This is a genomic window from Pantoea sp. (assembly GCF_039594315.1).
In the GTDB taxonomy this organism is placed as follows: Bacteria; Pseudomonadota; Gammaproteobacteria; order Enterobacterales; family Enterobacteriaceae; genus Pantoea.
In genome coordinates this window covers 1-16,052 of the sequence record NZ_JBCNNP010000037.1, presented here as the reverse complement: position 1 = coordinate 16,052, position 16,052 = coordinate 1, and the positions used below count along the sequence as shown (strand labels likewise).

Genomic DNA, 16,052 nt, shown 5'->3' with positions numbered 1-16,052 from the left:
TGGAGAAACTGCCCTCACTAAAACACATTGGGGTGAAAGATGATGGCAATGAAAAAAACAATAACAGCGGTCGCGGCAGCATTCGCCTTGATGGCCTTCCAGGCGCAGGCGGTCAATGTCACCGTGGCGTATCAAACCTCGGCGGAACCCGCCAAAGTTGCACAGGCTGACAATACCTTTGCCAAAGACAGCGGTGCGACGGTGGATTGGCGCAAGTTCGATAGCGGCGCCAGCGTGCTGCGCGCCTTAGCATCGGGCGATGTGCAGATTGGCAATATCGGCTCCAGCCCGCTGGCGGTAGCCGCCACCCAACAACTGCCGATTGAAGCCTTCCTGCTGGCTTCTCAGTTGGGCAATTCCGAAGCGCTGGTGGTGAAAAAATCCATTACCAATCCCAAAGATCTGATTGGCAAACGCATCGCCGTGCCTTTCATCTCCACCACGCATTACAGCTTCCTCGCCGCGCTCAAGCATTGGGGCATTAAACCTTCGCAGGTCACGTTGGTGAACTTGCAGCCGCCAGCGATTATCGCGGCATGGAAGCGTGGCGATATTGATGGTGCCTACGTTTGGTCACCGGCGGTAAATGAGCTGGAAAAAGAGGGCAACGTGCTGACGGATTCATCGCAGGTGGGCAAATGGGGCGCGCCGACGCTGGATGTGTGGGTGGTGCGTAAGGACTTTGCTCAACAGCATCCTGACATCGTGACTGCTTTTGCACGCAGCGCGATTGAAGCGCAGCAAGCGTATATCGCCAATCCAGAACAGTGGCTGAAGCAGCCCGACAATTTGAGCAAGCTGGCGCGCTTAAGCGGGGTGCCGGAATCAGACGTGCCGGTGCTGGTGAAAGGCAACACCTACTTAACCGCACAGCAGCAAGTTGAGCAGCTCGGCAAGCCGGTGAACAAGGCGATTGTCGATACCGCCAGCTTCCTGAAAGAGCAGGGCAAAGTGCCTTCAGCGGCTGACGATTACAGCAGCTTTGTCACCACTCGCTTCGTTGCACCCTTAGCCAAATAATCGGAGGCGATATGCTCAACATCACCAATCTCAATGCACGTTACGCCGGACAACCCGCGTTGCAGGATATCAATCTGCAACTGGATCAACGCGACCTGCTGGTGGTGCTGGGTCCCTCCGGCTGCGGCAAAACCACGCTGTTGAATTTGATCGCCGGCTTTCTGCCGCTGGAATCCGGCAGCATCACGCTGGATGGCAAAGCGGTGGAAGGGCCGGGCGCTGAGCGCGGCGTGGTGTTTCAAAATGAAGGATTGCTGCCGTGGCGTAACGTGATTGATAACGTGGCGTTCGGCCTGCAACTGGCGGGAATGGCGAAGGCGGAGCGCCATGCCATTGCCCGTCGCTTAATTCGCAAAGTAGGACTTGAAGGTGCAGAGCAGCGTTTTATCTGGCAGCTCTCTGGGGGTCAACGTCAGCGCGTGGGGATTGCGCGTGCGCTGGCGGCTGATCCTCAGTTGCTGCTGTTAGATGAGCCGTTCGGCGCGCTGGATGCCTTTACCCGCGAGCAGATGCAAACCTTGCTGCTGACGCTGTGGCGCGATACCGGCAAGCAGATCCTGCTGATCACTCACGATATAGAAGAAGCGGTATTTCTTGCCAGCGAACTGGTGCTGTTGTCGCCGGGACCGGGTCGCGTGGTGGAACGTTTGAAGCTCGATTTCGGTCAGCGCTTCGCCGCTGGGGAAGCGTGCCGCAGCATCAAGTCCGATCCGGCGTTTATCGAACGCCGTGAATATGTGCTGAATCAGGTATTTTCACAGCGGGAGGCATTTGTATGAGCGCGTTAATTGATGAGAAACGCCAAACGCGCCGCCGCAGCTTACGCTGGCCATTCTCGTTACAGTTTTCGCTCAGTTTGTTGAGCGTCGGCATTCTGCTGCTGCTGTGGTGGGGCGTAACGGCGCTGGGTTTGATTGCGCCACTGTTTTTGCCGCCGCCGCAGTTGGTATTGCAAAAGCTGCTGCTGATCGCCAGCCCGCAAGGCTTTATGGACGCGACATTGTGGCAGCATTTAGGGGCTAGCCTGGCGCGTATGCTGGTGGCGCTGTTCTTTGCCGCGCTGATTGGCATTCCGGTGGGCATCGCGATGGGTTTAAGCCCGGCGATTCGCGGCTTGCTTGATCCGCTGATTGAACTCTATCGCCCGGTGCCGCCGCTGGCCTATTTGCCGCTGATGGTGATCTGGTTTGGCATCGGTGAAACCTCGAAGATTTTACTGATTTATCTGGCGATTTTCGCGCCTGTGGCCTTATCAACGCTGGCGGGCGTGAAGAATGCCCAGCAAGTGCGGATTCGTGCCGCGCAAGCGCTGGGTGCATCGCGTTGGCAGTTGCTGCGCTACGTGATTCTGCCGGGCGCATTGCCGGAAATTCTTACTGGCTTGCGTATCGGCCTCGGTGTGGGTTGGTCCACGCTGGTTGCCGCTGAATTGATCGCTGCCACGCGCGGTCTCGGCTTTATGGTGCAGTCGGCCGGCGAGTTTCTCGCCACCGATGTGGTGCTGGCCGGGATTGCGGTAATCGCCCTGATTGCTTTTGGTTTAGAACTGGGTCTACGCGCCTTGCAGCGCCGACTGACGCCCTGGAATGGAGAACAACAATGAACGAACGCATTAATTTTACCGCGCTGGGCCCGAATATCGGTGCGCAGGTCAGCGATGTTGATCTTAGCCGTCCGCTGAGCGATGCGCAGTTTGAACAGCTTTATCATGGCTTGCTGCGCCATCAAGTGTTGTTCCTGCGCAATCAGGTGATTACGCCCGAACAGCAGCGCGCGCTGGCGATTCGTTTTGGCGATCTGCACATTCATCCGGTGTATCCGCATGCGGAAGGCGTGGAAGAGATCATTGTGCTGGATACCCATCAGGATAATCCGCCTGATAACGATAACTGGCACACCGATGTCACCTTTATCGAGACACCGCCAGCAATTGCCATTTTGGCGTCGAAACTGTTGCCGGAAAGCGGCGGCGATACCTTGTGGTCAAGCGGTATTGCGGCGTATGAAGCGCTGTCGGAGCCGTTCAAGCATCTGCTCAACGAGTTGCAAGCGGAGCACGATTTTAAGAAGTCGTTCCAGGAATACAAATACCGTAAAACCGCAGAAGAGCATCAGCGCTGGCAGCAAGCGGTAGCTAAAAATCCGCCGGTGCAACATCCGGTGATTCGTACCCATCCGGTCAGCGGGCGTAAGGCGTTGTTTGTTAATGAAGGATTTACTACGCGCTTGCTGGGATTGAGTGAAAAAGAGAGCGATGCCTTGCTCGGTTTCCTGTTTGCTCACACCGCTAAACCTGAGTTTCAGGTGCGCTGGCGCTGGCAGGAGAATGATGTGGCGATTTGGGATAACCGCGTGACGCAGCATTACGCTAATGCGGATTATTATCCGGCGCGGCGGGTGATGCATCGGGCAACGGTGTTGGGGGATAAGCCGTTTTAAATCTTTCCCTCACCCTAACCCTCTCCCGCAGGCGGGAGAGGGAATGTTTAGGTGGAGCTCTGAGTTGAATTCCTGCTCGATCTGCCCCTTCTCCCGCTTGCGGGGGAAGGCTGGGATGGGGGACAGCGAGCACGAACCAAAAGCAGTGATCAACTCGCCAGCATCTGCTCCAACTGCTCTTGCGCATCCAGCCACGCCATTTCAACCTCTTCCAGCGCGGCTTTACTTTCCGCCTGACGCTGCAAGGCGAGATTCAAATCGGCTTTGCGGCTCTGATCGTAAATCGCGCTGTCGGCCAGTTGAGCTTCGGCTTCGCTGAGCTGGCTTTGCCACTTCGCCATCTGCTTCTCAAGCTTCTCGATCTCTTTGCGCAGCGGCTGGGTTTGCGCGCGCAGTTCAGCGTCGCGGCGCTTCTGGTCTTTACGCGACTGCGCGCTGTTGGCGTTATCCTGCTTCGGCGCGGCATCTTGTTGCGCCTGCTGCTTTTGCAGATCGCTCAACCATTGCTGGTAGTCTTCCAGATCGCCTTCAAACACATCGACTTTGCCATCGTGCACCAGATACAAATCATCCGTGGTTGCGCGAAGCAAATGACGATCGTGCGACACCACCACCAATGCGCCTTCGAAATCAATCAGCGCTTCAGTGAGTGCCTGACGCATATCGAGATCAAGGTGGTTGGTTGGTTCATCAAGTAGCAGTAAGTTCGGGCGCTGCCAGACGATCAGCGCCAGCACCAGACGCGCTTTTTCGCCACCGGAGAAACGCTCGGTTATTTCGCTGACTTTATCGCCTTGGAAGCCGAAGCCGCCCAGATAATCACGCAGCTGCTGCTCAAGCACTTTCGGCGCGATGCGCGACAAATGCTGCAATGGCGATTCATCGGCCCGCAGATATTCCAGCTGATGCTGCGCGAAGTAACCCAGCTTGATGCCTTTTGCCAAGCCGACTTTGCCATCCAGCGCTTCCAGTTCACCGGCCAACAGTTTGATCAGCGTGGATTTACCTGCGCCGTTGCGACCCAGTAAACCAATGCGCGAACCCGGTACCAAATTGAGTTTGATGGCGTCAAGAATGATGCGCTCACCGTAACCCGCGGTAACTTTTTCCATTTTCAGTAATGGATTCGGCAAGCTTTCTGGCGCGCGGAAGCTGAAGCTAAATGGGTTATCGACGTGCGCTGGCGCAATCAATTCCATACGTTCCAGCATTTTGATGCGGCTTTGTGCCTGCTTGGCTTTGGTCGCCTGCGCGCGGAAGCGGTCAATATACTTTTGCAGGTGGGCGACTTTTTCCTGCTGGCTCTGGAACAGCGCTTGCTGTTGTGCCAGCTTGGCGCCGCGCTGACGCTCAAACGAGCTGTAGTTGCCGGTGTATTCGAACAGGGTTTGTTGTTCGATGTGGATGATCTTATCCACAACCGGATCGAGGAAATCGCGGTCGTGCGAGATTAGCACCAACGTACCTTCGTAGCTTTTCAGCCAGCGTTCCAGCCAAATCACCGCATCCAAATCAAGGTGGTTGGTCGGTTCATCCAGCAGCAGCAGATCTGAACGGCACACCAAAGCTTGCGCGAGGTTGAGGCGCATGCGCCAGCCGCCGGAGAAATCGCTTACCGGCCGCATTAATTGTTCCTGGCTAAAGCCCAAACCGTGCAGCAAACTTGAGGCGCGAGCCGGTATGCTCCACGCCTGAATCGCATCCAACCTGCCGTGCAGCAAGGCAATGGCGTTGCCATCGTTGCGCGCATTGGCATCGGCTAATTCAGACTCAAGCTGACGATATTCGCGGTCGCCGTCGATAACATAGTCCAGCGCCGGTTTGCTGAGTGCCGGGGTTTCTTGATTGACCCACGCCAGCGCCCAGTTACTGGGGAAAGTCGCATTGCCTGCGTCGCTGCTGATTTCACCTTTCAGTAACGACAACAGCGTTGATTTGCCGCAGCCGTTTTTGCCCACTAAACCGACTTTCTGGCCTGGGTTAATGGTGGCTGTTGCGTTGTCCAGCAGCACATTAGTGCCGCGGCGAATTTGTAATGCTGAAAAGACAATCATAAGCGCCGTATCGTCAGAATATGTTAATTTACCGGCAACATAATTCGAGAATATTTGTTGCGTCGAGCATGGTAGCGGAATTCCTGTGCCGTGACGACGCTTTGGAGGGGATTGATGTCGCAGCCGCCTAAAGTATTGCTGCTTTACGCCCATCCGGAATCACAGGATTCGATTGCTAATCGGGTTTTGCTGCAGTCGGCTATGGAACTGGACCACGTCACGGTGCACGATTTATACGCCCACTATCCGGATTTTTTTATTGATATTCACTATGAGCAGCAGTTGCTGCGCGAGCACCAAATCATCGTATTCCAACACCCGCTTTACACCTACAGCTGCCCGGCATTGCTGAAAGAGTGGCTGGATCGCGTGTTGTCGCGCGGGTTTGCCAGCGGCCCGGATGGCAATGCGCTGGAAGGCAAATATTGGCGCAGTGTGGTGACCACCGGTGAACCGGAAACGGCTTATCACCACAGCGGCCTGAATCGCTATCCGATGAGTGACATTATGCGTCCGTTCGAGCTGACGGCGCAGATGTGTCGCATGCACTGGATGACGCCGATGGTGATTCACTGGGCGCGGCGACAAACGCCGGAAGTGATGCGTAATTTTGCGCGTGCGTACGGCGACTGGCTGGCTTCACCGCTGCCGCAAGGAGGTGTGTGATGGAAGGCGAAACGTTACTGACAGCCGGGGTGATTTATCTGGTCGCGGCGGTGTTGATAGTGCCGATTGCGGCGCGACTCGGCATTGGCGCGGTGTTGGGCTATCTGCTGGCGGGGATTGCCATCGGTCCATGGGGTTTAGGTTTCATCAGCGATGTCGAGGAGATTCTGCACTTCTCTGAACTCGGCGTGGTGTTCCTGATGTTCATTATCGGCCTGGAACTGAATCCAGCTAAGTTGTGGGCGCTGCGGCGGTCGATTTTCGGCGTCGGTGCCGCGCAAGTCTTGGTTTCGGCGGCGATACTCGGTGGCCTGCTGTGGCTGACCAACTTTAGCTGGCAGGCGGCGGTGATTGGCGGCATCGGCTTGGCGATGTCCTCCACCGCGATGGCGTTGCAGTTGATGCGCGATAAAGGCATGAATCGCAGCGAATCGGGCCAGCTTGGGTTCTCGGTCTTGCTGTTCCAGGATTTGGCGGTGATTCCAGCGTTGGCATTAGTACCGTTGCTGGCGGGCGGCGACAGCGGCCACGTTGACTGGCTGAAAGTGGGCATGAAAGTGCTGGCGTTTGCCGGGATGCTGATTGGTGGTCGCTACTTACTGCGTCCGATCCTGCGCTTTATTGCCGCATCTGGCGTGCGCGAAGTGTTTACTGCCGCCTCATTGTTATTGGTACTGGGATCGGCGCTGTTTATGGACGCGCTGGGCCTGTCGATGGCGCTGGGTACGTTCATCGCGGGTATTCTGTTGGCGGAAAGTGAATATCGCCATGAGCTGGAAGTGGCGATTGAACCGTTTAAAGGCTTGCTGCTGGGATTGTTCTTTATTTCGGTGGGCATGGCGTTGAACCTCGGCGTGCTTTATACCCACATCGTTGAAATCCTGGTTGGTGTGGTCATTCTGGTCGCGGTGAAAACGTTGGTGCTGTATGTGCTGGGGCGCATTTACGGCCTGCGCAGTTCAGAGCGCCAGCAGTTCGCGGGTGTGCTGAGTCAGGGCGGAGAATTTGCCTTCGTACTGTTCTCGGCAGCCTCATCGGCGAAAATGTTCAGTGGCGATCAAATGCCGCTGCTGCTGGTTACCGTGACGCTTTCTATGATGACCACGCCGCTGTTGATGAACGCGATCGACCGCTTGCTGGCGCACCGCTTTAATGAACCCGACGAGAATGCTGAGAAGCATTTTGTTGAGGACGATCAGCCACAGGTGATTGTGGTCGGTTTCGGTCGTTTTGGTCAGGTGGTTGGCCGTTTGTTGATGGCCAATAACAAGCGTATTACCGTGTTGGAGCGTGACATCTCCGCCGTCAGCCTGATGCGTAAATATGGCTACAAGGTTTATTATGGTGATGCCACTGAGCTGGAGCTGCTGCGTGCCGCGGGCGCGGAGAATGCGCAATCCATCGTGATCACCTGTAACGATCCGGAAGATTCGATGACCATCGTGCAGTTGTGCCAGCAACATTTCCCGCAGCTGGAAATTCTGGCCCGCGCGCGTGGCCGTGTTGAAGCTCACGAACTGTTGCAGGCTGGCGTGACGCTGTTCTCGCGTGAAACCTTCTCCAGTGCGTTGGAGTTGGGGCGCAAGACGCTGATCTCACTCGGCATGCATCCCCATCAGGCGCAACGTGCACAACAGCATTTCCGTCGTCTGGATATGCGCATGCTGCGTGAACTGGTGCCAAGCCATGATGACAGCGCCCAGGTTTCACGTGTGCGTGAAGCGCGTCGTGAGCTGGAGGATATCTTCCAGCGCGAAATGCAGCACGAAAAACGCCAGTTTGACGGCTGGGATGATGAGTAGGGCTACACTTAATAGATCTGTTCATGAATGACAGGAATCAGTATGCGTAAACGCTTTATTGCTGGCGCGGTTTGTCCAAAGTGCCAAGAGAAAGACACCCTGGCGTTGTGGCGCGAAAACAACGTTGAAGTGGTGGAATGTGTTCAATGCGGTCACCAGATGCGTGAAGCCGATAAGCAAGTGCGCGATCAGGTTCGCACTAATGAGCAAGTGATCGGTATTTTTCATCCTGAGTAGCGCAATGGCGCAGCTTTTTTTAAGCTTGAACTTACAGCGGGATTGAATTCCGCTACAATCGGCGCCATTAACGCTGAGCAGTATGCCGCAACATTATTGGCATCCTCAGTTTTGAACCTTTCTGGTTGGTTTATTGCACGCAAAATTGACCAATGGGACGGGATCTTAGTTCTCAACGGTTAGGAGATATCATGAAAGTAGCAAAAGACCTGGTGGTGAGCCTGGCGTATCAGGTTCGTACCGAAGACGGTGTGTTGGTTGACGAGTCACCGGTGAGTGCACCGTTGGACTATCTGCACGGTCATGGTTCCCTGATTTCTGGTCTGGAAAAAGCGCTGGAAAATCATGATGTAGGCGATAAGTTTGACGTGCATATCCCGGCGAATGACGCTTACGGTCAATACGATGACAACCTCGTGCAGCGCGTACCTAAAGACGTGTTTATGGGCGTTGACGAACTGCAAGTTGGCATGCGCTTCCTGGCAGAAACCGATCAGGGTCCAGTTCCGGTCGAAATCACCGAAGTTGAAGACGAGCACGTCGTGGTTGATGGTAACCACATGCTGGCCGGTCAGAACCTGAACTTCAACGTGGAAGTTGTTGCGATTCGCGCAGCGACCGAAGAAGAGCTGGCGCACGGTCACGTGCACGGTGCTGATGGTCATCATCACGATCATGACCACGACCATGGTCACGATCACGGCCAGGGCGGTTGTGGCACTGGCGGTTGCGGCTGCAGCCACTAATCCGCGTCACGCTCTGTGAGGCCACCTTCGGGTGGCCTTTCTTTTATTAGTAATGTGGAGGCGGTGTTTCTTCCGATTGCGATGCAATCATTGAAGGCGCGCTCTCTTTGACTTTATCGATCAACAAACGCACTTGCTCGCGCAGTTTGATCATTTCCATCTCGTGCTGAACCACCGTTTGATTGAGCTGATCGATGGTGTATTCCTGAAAAGCCAATTTGCTCTCAAGCGCCTCAAGGCGTTGTTCCCATTCTGCTTGCTGCATGATCTTTCTCTCTCTTTCGGCATTGCACGTTAAACTGATTCGGGCGTGATTCTACGGTCTTTGGCTTCAGAATCACCTGATATTTTACCTTTCCGCGGCATGCTGCATTGAAAACAGACATAACGCCTATATCTCTGATGAAACTTCCTGAAGCAAAAAAGGTCGGAGGTTGACCGGGTAATTACATTGTGGGAGTGTTCGCCGCTGCCACGTAAAGTTATAGTGTGGGCCTCAGTCCGCAATGATTCCCGAGGTGAGAGGCTTCGGTTTTGGAGAAAGGATGAAATCACTGTTTAAAGTCACATTGTTAGCTACCACCATGGCTGTCGCGCTGAATGCACCGCTGGCAATGGCAGCAGAAACCGCCGCTGCACCAGCTGATGCTGCTCAAGCTGCGCCACAGGCTCCGAAAAATGCTGCCTTCAAAAATGAAGATCAGCAATCAGCCTATGCGCTGGGCGCGTCTCTGGGTCGCTACATGGACAACTCTCTGAAGGAACAAGAGAAACTGGGCATCAAACTGGACAAAGATCAGCTGATTGCTGGTGTTCAGGACGCGTTTGGCGGCAAGAGCAAACTCTCTGATCAAGAGATCGAGCAAACTCTGCAAGCTTTTGAAGGCCGCGTGAAAGGCGCAGCTCAGGCGAAGATGGAAAAAGACGCGAAAGAGAACTCTGATAAGGGTGCTGCTTACGCTGACAAATTCGCTAAAGAAAAAGGCGTGAAGAAAACTGAATCTGGCCTGCTGTATCAGGTAGAGAAAGAAGGTTCTGGCGACGTGCCAAAAGACAGCGATACCGTAGTGGTGAACTACAAAGGTACGCTGATTGACGGTACTGAGTTCGATAACTCTTATACCCGTGGCGAGCCGCTGTCGTTCCGTCTGGATGGTGTAATTCCAGGCTGGACCGAAGGTCTGAAGCACGTGAAGAAAGGCGGTAAGATCAAGTTGGTGATTCCACCGAACCTGGCTTACGGCAAAAATGGCGTTCCGGGCATTCCGGCTAACTCCACTCTGGTATTCGATGTTGAACTGCTCGACATCAAACCAGCACCAAAAGCAGATGAGAAAGCGCAGGCACCTGCTGCTGCCGATCAGAAAGCACAGTAATTCGCAATTGCTGAATGACGCCGCCTGCGGGCGGCGTTTTTATTTGTGAGAAGAGAGTAAAGGTCTGGCTAAAGACCATGACATTTGCCAGACTAGCGCCTGCACAATTATCACATCATGAGTCTGCCCCAATGCTGTCGAGACAGGCTCCAGCCATTTAGGGTAATGTCTCCGATGTCTAATCCATTCAATCCCGGTGAACTGACTGACTTCGATTTACTGGAGCAACGTCCGTTCGAGCAAGCTGATTTCGATATCCTCAAATCTTACGAAGCCGTCGTTGATGGGCTGGCAATGCTGATTGGCTCGCACTGCGAAATCGTGCTGCACTCGTTAGAAGATTTGAAATGTTCTGCCGTACGCATCGCCAATGGTGAACATACCGGACGTAAAGTGGGTTCGCCGATTACCGATTTGGCGCTGCGCATGTTGCACGACATGCATGGCGCGGACAGCAATGTCTCTCGCGCCTATTTCACGCGCGCGAAAAGCGGCGTGCTAATGAAATCCGTCACCATCGCGATTCGCAATCGCCAGCAGCGTGTGATTGGCTTGCTGTGCATCAACATGAACCTCGACGTGCCGTTCTCGCAAATTATGTCGACCTTTATGCCGCCGGAAATGCAGCAGGTTGATTCCAACGTAAACTTCGCCAGCTCGGTTGAAGACCTAGTTATGCAGACGCTGGAATTCGCCATTGAAGAAGTCAGCGCCGACCGCAACGTTTCTAACAACGCCAAAAATCGTCAGATCGTGCTCAATATGTATGAGAAGGGCATCTTCGATATTAAAGACGCCATCAACCAGGTTGCTGACCGCCTTAACATCTCGAAGCACACGGTTTACCTTTATATTCGCCAGTTCAAAAGCGGCGATTTTCAAGGGCAAGATCGCTAATGCGCTACACCTTGCTGGTCACCGGACCTGCTTACGGCACACAACACGCTAGCAGTGCGCTGCTGTTTGCGCGCGCGTTGCTGCAAGCCGGGCATCAGTTAGAAAGCGTGTTTTTCTACCGTGAAGGTGTGTTGAACGCTAACCAATTGAGTGCACCAGCTAGCGATGAAGTGGATATGGTGCGTGAGTGGCAACATCTGCGTGACGAATGCGGTGCCGCACTGAATATCTGCGTTGCCGCTGCGTTACGTCGTGGCGTAACGGATGCGCAGGAAGCGGCACGTTTGCAATTAGCGGGCAGTAACTTGCAACCTGGTTTTGAACTCAGCGGTTTGGGCGCATTGGCAGAAGCTGCGCTCAGTTGCGATCGGTTGGTGCAATTCTAATGAATCGCGTGGCGTTTTTATTTACTCAGTCACCGCACGGCAGCAGCGCCGGCAGGGAAGGGCTGGATGCGGTGCTGGCAACAGGTGCGTTGAGCGAAGAGATTGGACTGTTTTTTATTGGTGACGGCGTATTGCAACTGAATCGCGACCAGCAACCAGATCAGATTTTGGCGCGCAACTATATAGCGACTTTTGGCGTGCTGGAGCTGTATGACATCGACCAATTTTTTATCTGCGCCGACTCTCTGCGCGCGCGCGGCCAAAGCCTGACGGCTGAACGTGTATTGAAGGCTGAAGTGCTGGATGCTGCTGCACTGCGCGAAAAGCTGGCAACGTATCATCGTGTTATTCGATTCTGAGAACTGATTATGCTCTACACGCTGATGCAATCGCCATGGCAATGCGACCTCGATAGTCTGCTGCTGCTGTTACAGGAAGGTGATGATCTGCTTTTATTACAAGATGGTGTAACTGCTGCTTTAGCCGGCAGCCAAATGCTGGATAAGCTGAGCACATCGCCTGCTACGCTGTGGGTATTAACTGAGGATGTGGCGGCGCGCGGCCTCATTGAGCAAATTTCGACCAAAGTAGCACGTTTGGACTATACTGGTTTCGTTGCATTGACAGCGAAGCACCAACAACAAGTGGCCTGGTAAGAGCGAAAACCTGGTTATTTCTTGACACCCTTTTGACACAGCCCTAAAATTCTGCCTCCTCGTAGTAATACGAGGCGATTTATTACGTGTTTACGAAGCAAAAAGCTAAATCCCAGGAGCTATTTAATGGCAACAGTTAACCAGCTGGTTCGCAAACCACGCGTACGCAAAGTTGCAAAGAGCAACGTGCCTGCGCTGGAAGCTTGCCCGCAGAAACGTGGCGTATGTACTCGTGTGTACACCACTACCCCTAAAAAACCAAACTCAGCACTGCGTAAAGTTTGCCGTGTGCGTTTGACTAACGGTTTTGAAGTTACCTCCTATATCGGCGGTGAAGGTCATAACCTCCAGGAGCACTCAGTGATCCTGATCCGTGGCGGTCGTGTTAAAGACTTGCCAGGTGTGCGTTACCACACCGTTCGTGGCGCGCTGGACTGCTCAGGTGTTAAAGACCGTAAGCAGTCACGCTCCAAGTACGGCGTGAAGAAGCCAAAGGCTTAATGGTTCTCCGTTAAGTAAGGCCAAACGTTTTAACTTAAATGTCAAACTAAACTCGTAGAGTTTTGGACAATCCTGAATTAACAACGGAGTATTTCCATGCCACGTCGTCGCGTCATTGGTCAGCGTAAAATTCTGCCGGATCCTAAGTTCGGATCAGAGCTGCTGGCTAAATTTGTAAATATCTTGATGGTAGATGGTAAAAAATCTACTGCTGAATCAATCGTCTATACCGCACTTGATACCCTGGCTCAACGTGCTGGTAAAGATGGCCTGGAAGCGTTCGAGGTTGCTCTCGAAAACGTGCGTCCGACTGTCGAAGTTAAGTCACGTCGCGTTGGTGGTTCTACCTATCAGGTTCCAGTTGAAGTCCGTCCGGTTCGTCGTAATGCCTTGGCAATGCGTTGGATCGTAGAAGCTGCTCGTAAACGCGGTGATAAATCTATGGCTCTCCGCCTGGCGAACGAACTTTCTGACGCTGCAGAAAACAAAGGTACTGCAGTTAAGAAACGTGAAGACGTTCACCGTATGGCTGAAGCCAACAAGGCGTTCGCACACTACCGCTGGTAACAGCAAAGTAGTTGTTATTAACCCAGCGGGCGTCCCAGTTACTCACCTGCTGGGCTTTTTTAACTTAGAACGTCTCAGAATCAGAGGAATCAAATGGCTCGTAAAACACCCATTGAGCGCTACCGTAACATCGGTATCAGTGCGCACATCGACGCCGGTAAGACTACTACTACCGAACGTGTTCTGTTCTACACCGGTGTAAACCACAAAATCGGTGAAGTGCATGACGGCGCAGCAACCATGGACTGGATGGAGCAGGAGCAGGAACGTGGTATTACCATTACCTCTGCTGCGACCACCTGTTACTGGTCTGGTATGGCTAAGCAGTTTGAACCACACCACGTAAACATCATCGACACCCCGGGACACGTTGACTTCACCATCGAAGTTGAGCGTTCTATGCGTGTTCTTGATGGCGCAGTAATGGTTTACTGTGCGGTTGGTGGTGTTCAGCCACAGTCTGAAACCGTATGGCGCCAGGCTAACAAATATAAAGTTCCACGCATTGCGTTCGTTAACAAAATGGACCGCATGGGTGCTAACTTCCTGAAAGTTGTTGGTCAGATGAAGGATCGCTTGGGTGCAAACCCAGTTCCACTTCAGCTGGCTATCGGCGCAGAAGAAGGCTTCACCGGTGTTGTTGACCTGGTGAAAATGAAAGCAATCAACTGGAACGAAGCCGATCAGGGCGTCACCTTCGTTTACGAAGATATTCCAGCGGATATGCAGGAACTGGCTGAAGAATGGCGTGCGAAGCTGGTTGAAGCTGCAGCTGAAGGCTCTGATGAGCTGATGGATAAATTCTTCGGCGGTGAAGAGCTGACTGAAGAAGAGATCAAAACTTCTCTGCGTAAGCGCGTTCTGAACAACGAAATTATCCTGGTTACCTGTGGTTCTGCATTTAAGAACAAAGGTGTTCAGGCGATGCTGGATGCGGTAGTTGAATACCTGCCAGCACCGACTGACGTTACCGCGATTAACGGTATGCTGGACGACGGTAAAGACACGCCGGCTGAGCGTCACTCAGACGACAAAGAGCCGTTTGCTGCTCTGGCGTTCAAAATCGCTACCGACCCGTTTGTAGGTAACTTGACCTTCTTCCGCGTTTACTCTGGTGTGGTTAACACCGGTGACACCGTGTACAACCCGGTTAAGTCAAACCGTGAGCGTCTGGGCCGTATCGTTCAGATGCACGCTAACAAACGCGAAGAGATCAAAGAAGTTCGTGCGGGCGACATCGCAGCTGCGATCGGCCTGAAAGATGTGACCACTGGTGACACCCTGTGTGACCCAGATAACGTCATCATTCTTGAGCGCATGGAATTCCCAGAGCCAGTAATCTCAATCGCCGTTGAACCAAAAACCAAAGCTGACCAGGAAAAAATGGGTCTGGCTCTGGGGCGCCTGGCGAAAGAAGATCCATCATTCCGCGTATGGACTGATGAAGAATCTAACCAGACTATCATCGCCGGTATGGGTGAGCTGCACCTCGATATCATCGTTGACCGTATGAAGCGTGAATTCAACGTGGAAGCAAACGTGGGTAAACCACAGGTTGCTTACCGTGAAGCGATCCGCTCTAAAGTTACCGATATCGAAGGTAAACACGCCAAGCAGTCTGGTGGTCGTGGTCAGTACGGTCATGTTGTTATCGACATGTACCCACTGGAGCCAGGTGTGAACCCGAAAGGTTACGAATTTGTCAACGATATCAAGGGCGGTGTGATTCCAACTGAATACATCCCTGCGGTTGATAAAGGTCTCCAGGAGCAGCTGAAATCAGGTCCACTGGCTGGTTATCCGGTAGTAGATCTGGGTGTTCGTCTGCACTTCGGTTCATACCATGATGTCGACTCCTCTGAGCTGGCGTTTAAACTGGCTGCTTCTTTGGCCTTTAAAGATGGCTTCAAGAAAGCACAACCTGTGCTGCTTGAGCCAATCATGAAGGTTGAAGTAGAGACTCCGGAAGAGAACACCGGTGACGTTATCGGTGACCTTAGCCGTCGTCGTGGTATGCTCAAAGGACAGGAATCTAACGCTACTGGCGTTCAGATCCATGCTGAAGTTCCGCTGTCTGAAATGTTCGGATACGCAACTCAGCTGCGTTCTCTGACCAAAGGCCGTGCTTCTTACTCCATGGAGTTCCTGAAGTACGATGATGCGCCGAACAACGTCGCTCAGGCCGTTATTGAAGCTCGTAGCAAATAAGCTACGGTTTAAAAATTGTGAACTGATGCCTTCATGACTCATGAAGGCACAACGTAAGGAATTATCGCCATGGCGAAAGAGCAATTTCAGCGTAACAAACTGCACGTAAACGTCGGCACCATCGGTCACGTTGACCATGGTAAAACCACTCTGACTGCAGCGATCACTACCGTTCTGGCTAAAACCTACGGTGGTAAGGCAAGCAAATTCGACGAGATCGATAAAGCGCCTGAAGAGAAAGCACGTGGTATCACCATCAACACTTCTCACGTTGAATATGAAACCCCAACTCGCCACTATGCGCACGTTGACTGCCCAGGCCACGCCGACTATGTGAAAAACATGATCACCGGTGCTGCGCAGATGGACGGCGCGATCCTGGTTGTTGCTGCGACTGATGGCCCAATGCCACAGACCCGTGAGCACATCCTGCTGGGTCGTCAGGTTGGCGTTCCTTACATCATCGTGTTCCTGAACAAGTGCGACATGGTTGATGA

General features: G+C 53.3%; 19 protein-coding genes. 17 read left to right on the top strand and 2 right to left on the bottom strand.

All coding sequences use genetic code 11. The features are described 5' to 3' along the window. Window positions 1-42: 42 nt before the first annotated feature. From tauA to tauD, 4 genes are read left to right on the top strand one after another with little or no spacing between them, the layout of a single operon-like run. The gene (tauA, locus tag ABDW13_RS17430) at window positions 43-1,020 is read left to right on the top strand and encodes a taurine ABC transporter substrate-binding protein (protein WP_343553826.1); all 978 of its coding nucleotides are present in this window, start codon (window positions 43-45) and stop codon (window positions 1,018-1,020) included. Between the two features lie 11 nt (window positions 1,021-1,031). Next, window positions 1,032-1,799: a taurine ABC transporter ATP-binding subunit gene (tauB, locus tag ABDW13_RS17425; RefSeq protein ID WP_343553825.1), complete on the top strand. Its 768-nt coding sequence runs from the start codon at window positions 1,032-1,034 to the stop codon at window positions 1,797-1,799. Next, window positions 1,796-2,623 (top strand): taurine ABC transporter permease TauC, encoded by an 828-nt coding sequence (tauC, locus tag ABDW13_RS17420; protein ID WP_343553824.1) that lies wholly within the window; start codon window positions 1,796-1,798, stop codon window positions 2,621-2,623. The genes tauB and tauC overlap by 4 nt, the downstream gene beginning before the upstream one ends. Then, the gene (gene tauD, locus ABDW13_RS17415; RefSeq protein ID WP_343553823.1) at window positions 2,620-3,459 is read left to right on the top strand and encodes a taurine dioxygenase; all 840 of its coding nucleotides are present in this window, start codon (window positions 2,620-2,622) and stop codon (window positions 3,457-3,459) included. Before tauC ends, tauD begins: the two co-directional genes overlap by 4 nt. Window positions 3,460-3,608: 149 nt before the next feature. Here the strand turns inward: tauD and ABDW13_RS17410 are convergent, their stop codons facing one another. Then, window positions 3,609-5,513 (bottom strand): ABC transporter ATP-binding protein, encoded by a 1,905-nt coding sequence (locus ABDW13_RS17410; protein ID WP_343553822.1) that lies wholly within the window; start codon window positions 5,511-5,513, stop codon window positions 3,609-3,611. Between the two features lie 114 nt (window positions 5,514-5,627). On the opposite strand from ABDW13_RS17410, the gene kefG reads away from it, so the two are divergent. The 4 genes from kefG to slyD all read left to right on the top strand — a co-directional run bounded on the left by kefG (window position 5,628) and on the right by slyD (window position 8,964). Further along, complete coding sequence (gene kefG, locus ABDW13_RS17405; RefSeq protein WP_343553821.1) at window positions 5,628-6,179, top strand: glutathione-regulated potassium-efflux system ancillary protein KefG; 552 nt, start codon at window positions 5,628-5,630, stop codon at window positions 6,177-6,179. Continuing rightward, on the top strand, window positions 6,179-7,981 hold the full coding sequence (kefB, locus tag ABDW13_RS17400) for a glutathione-regulated potassium-efflux system protein KefB (RefSeq protein WP_343553820.1): 1,803 nt from the start codon (window positions 6,179-6,181) through the stop codon (window positions 7,979-7,981). Before kefG ends, kefB begins: the two co-directional genes overlap by 1 nt. Window positions 7,982-8,017: 36 nt before the next feature. Continuing rightward, a complete protein-coding gene (locus ABDW13_RS17395) occupies window positions 8,018-8,218 on the top strand; it encodes a YheV family putative zinc ribbon protein (RefSeq protein ID WP_343553852.1) in 201 nt (66 codons plus the stop codon). A 191-nt stretch (window positions 8,219-8,409) separates the two neighbouring features. Next, window positions 8,410-8,964, top strand: coding sequence for a peptidylprolyl isomerase (gene slyD / locus ABDW13_RS17390; RefSeq protein ID WP_049851962.1), 555 nt, complete (start codon window positions 8,410-8,412; stop codon window positions 8,962-8,964). A gap of 46 nt (window positions 8,965-9,010) precedes the next feature. On the opposite strand, the gene ABDW13_RS17385 is transcribed toward slyD, so the two are convergent. Then, window positions 9,011-9,229 carry a protein SlyX gene (locus ABDW13_RS17385; protein ID WP_343553819.1) on the bottom strand — a complete coding sequence of 73 codons (219 nt, stop codon included), beginning with the start codon at window positions 9,227-9,229 and terminating at the stop codon, window positions 9,011-9,013. Between the two features lie 280 nt (window positions 9,230-9,509). Between ABDW13_RS17385 and fkpA the strand changes: the two genes are divergently transcribed. From fkpA to ABDW13_RS17340, 9 genes are all read left to right on the top strand, one after another. After that, a complete protein-coding gene (gene fkpA / locus ABDW13_RS17380) occupies window positions 9,510-10,340 on the top strand; it encodes an FKBP-type peptidyl-prolyl cis-trans isomerase (protein ID WP_343553818.1) in 831 nt (276 codons plus the stop codon). Window positions 10,341-10,514: 174 nt separating this feature from the next. Beyond that, on the top strand, window positions 10,515-11,237 hold the full coding sequence (locus ABDW13_RS17375) for a transcriptional regulator (protein ID WP_097095823.1): 723 nt from the start codon (window positions 10,515-10,517) through the stop codon (window positions 11,235-11,237). Next, entirely contained in the window at window positions 11,237-11,623 is a 387-nt protein-coding gene (gene tusD, locus ABDW13_RS17370; RefSeq protein WP_343553817.1) for a sulfurtransferase complex subunit TusD, read from the top strand. The genes ABDW13_RS17375 and tusD overlap by 1 nt, the downstream gene beginning before the upstream one ends. Further along, entirely contained in the window at window positions 11,623-11,982 is a 360-nt protein-coding gene (tusC, locus tag ABDW13_RS17365) for a sulfurtransferase complex subunit TusC (protein ID WP_343553816.1), read from the top strand. Before tusD ends, tusC begins: the two co-directional genes overlap by 1 nt. Window positions 11,983-11,991: 9 nt before the next feature. Further along, entirely contained in the window at window positions 11,992-12,279 is a 288-nt protein-coding gene (gene tusB / locus ABDW13_RS17360) for a sulfurtransferase complex subunit TusB (RefSeq protein WP_343553815.1), read from the top strand. A 126-nt stretch (window positions 12,280-12,405) separates the two neighbouring features. Continuing rightward, window positions 12,406-12,780 (top strand): 30S ribosomal protein S12, encoded by a 375-nt coding sequence (gene rpsL / locus ABDW13_RS17355; RefSeq protein WP_006120575.1) that lies wholly within the window; start codon window positions 12,406-12,408, stop codon window positions 12,778-12,780. 96 nt (window positions 12,781-12,876) lie between these two features. Continuing rightward, the gene (gene rpsG, locus ABDW13_RS17350) at window positions 12,877-13,347 is read left to right on the top strand and encodes a 30S ribosomal protein S7 (protein WP_007886246.1); all 471 of its coding nucleotides are present in this window, start codon (window positions 12,877-12,879) and stop codon (window positions 13,345-13,347) included. 93 nt (window positions 13,348-13,440) lie between these two features. Then, window positions 13,441-15,555 (top strand): elongation factor G, encoded by a 2,115-nt coding sequence (fusA, locus tag ABDW13_RS17345; RefSeq protein ID WP_343553814.1) that lies wholly within the window; start codon window positions 13,441-13,443, stop codon window positions 15,553-15,555. A 69-nt stretch (window positions 15,556-15,624) separates the two neighbouring features. Continuing rightward, window positions 15,625-16,052: GTP-binding protein (locus ABDW13_RS17340; protein WP_343553813.1), on the top strand; the 428-nt coding region annotated here is incomplete at its 3' end.

What these genes read in the sequence shown, in the direction of transcription:
- tauA (WP_343553826.1), top strand. Translation starts at nt 43, where the DNA reads ATGGCAATGAAAAAAACAATAACAGCGGTCGCGGCAGCATTCGCCTTG.
- tauB (WP_343553825.1), top strand. Translation starts at nt 1,032, where the DNA reads ATGCTCAACATCACCAATCTCAATGCACGTTACGCCGGACAACCCGCG.
- tauC (WP_343553824.1), top strand. Translation starts at nt 1,796, where the DNA reads ATGAGCGCGTTAATTGATGAGAAACGCCAAACGCGCCGCCGCAGCTTA.
- tauD (WP_343553823.1), top strand. Translation starts at nt 2,620, where the DNA reads ATGAACGAACGCATTAATTTTACCGCGCTGGGCCCGAATATCGGTGCG.
- ABDW13_RS17410 (WP_343553822.1), bottom strand. Translation starts at nt 5,513, where the DNA reads ATGATTGTCTTTTCAGCATTACAAATTCGCCGCGGCACTAATGTGCTG.
- kefG (WP_343553821.1), top strand. Translation starts at nt 5,628, where the DNA reads ATGTCGCAGCCGCCTAAAGTATTGCTGCTTTACGCCCATCCGGAATCA.
- kefB (WP_343553820.1), top strand. Translation starts at nt 6,179, where the DNA reads ATGGAAGGCGAAACGTTACTGACAGCCGGGGTGATTTATCTGGTCGCG.
- slyD (WP_049851962.1), top strand. Translation starts at nt 8,410, where the DNA reads ATGAAAGTAGCAAAAGACCTGGTGGTGAGCCTGGCGTATCAGGTTCGT.
- ABDW13_RS17385 (WP_343553819.1), bottom strand. Translation starts at nt 9,229, where the DNA reads ATGCAGCAAGCAGAATGGGAACAACGCCTTGAGGCGCTTGAGAGCAAA.
- fkpA (WP_343553818.1), top strand. Translation starts at nt 9,510, where the DNA reads ATGAAATCACTGTTTAAAGTCACATTGTTAGCTACCACCATGGCTGTC.
- ABDW13_RS17375 (WP_097095823.1), top strand. Translation starts at nt 10,515, where the DNA reads ATGTCTAATCCATTCAATCCCGGTGAACTGACTGACTTCGATTTACTG.
- tusD (WP_343553817.1), top strand. Translation starts at nt 11,237, where the DNA reads ATGCGCTACACCTTGCTGGTCACCGGACCTGCTTACGGCACACAACAC.
- tusC (WP_343553816.1), top strand. Translation starts at nt 11,623, where the DNA reads ATGAATCGCGTGGCGTTTTTATTTACTCAGTCACCGCACGGCAGCAGC.
- tusB (WP_343553815.1), top strand. Translation starts at nt 11,992, where the DNA reads ATGCTCTACACGCTGATGCAATCGCCATGGCAATGCGACCTCGATAGT.
- rpsL (WP_006120575.1), top strand. Translation starts at nt 12,406, where the DNA reads ATGGCAACAGTTAACCAGCTGGTTCGCAAACCACGCGTACGCAAAGTT.
- rpsG (WP_007886246.1), top strand. Translation starts at nt 12,877, where the DNA reads ATGCCACGTCGTCGCGTCATTGGTCAGCGTAAAATTCTGCCGGATCCT.
- fusA (WP_343553814.1), top strand. Translation starts at nt 13,441, where the DNA reads ATGGCTCGTAAAACACCCATTGAGCGCTACCGTAACATCGGTATCAGT.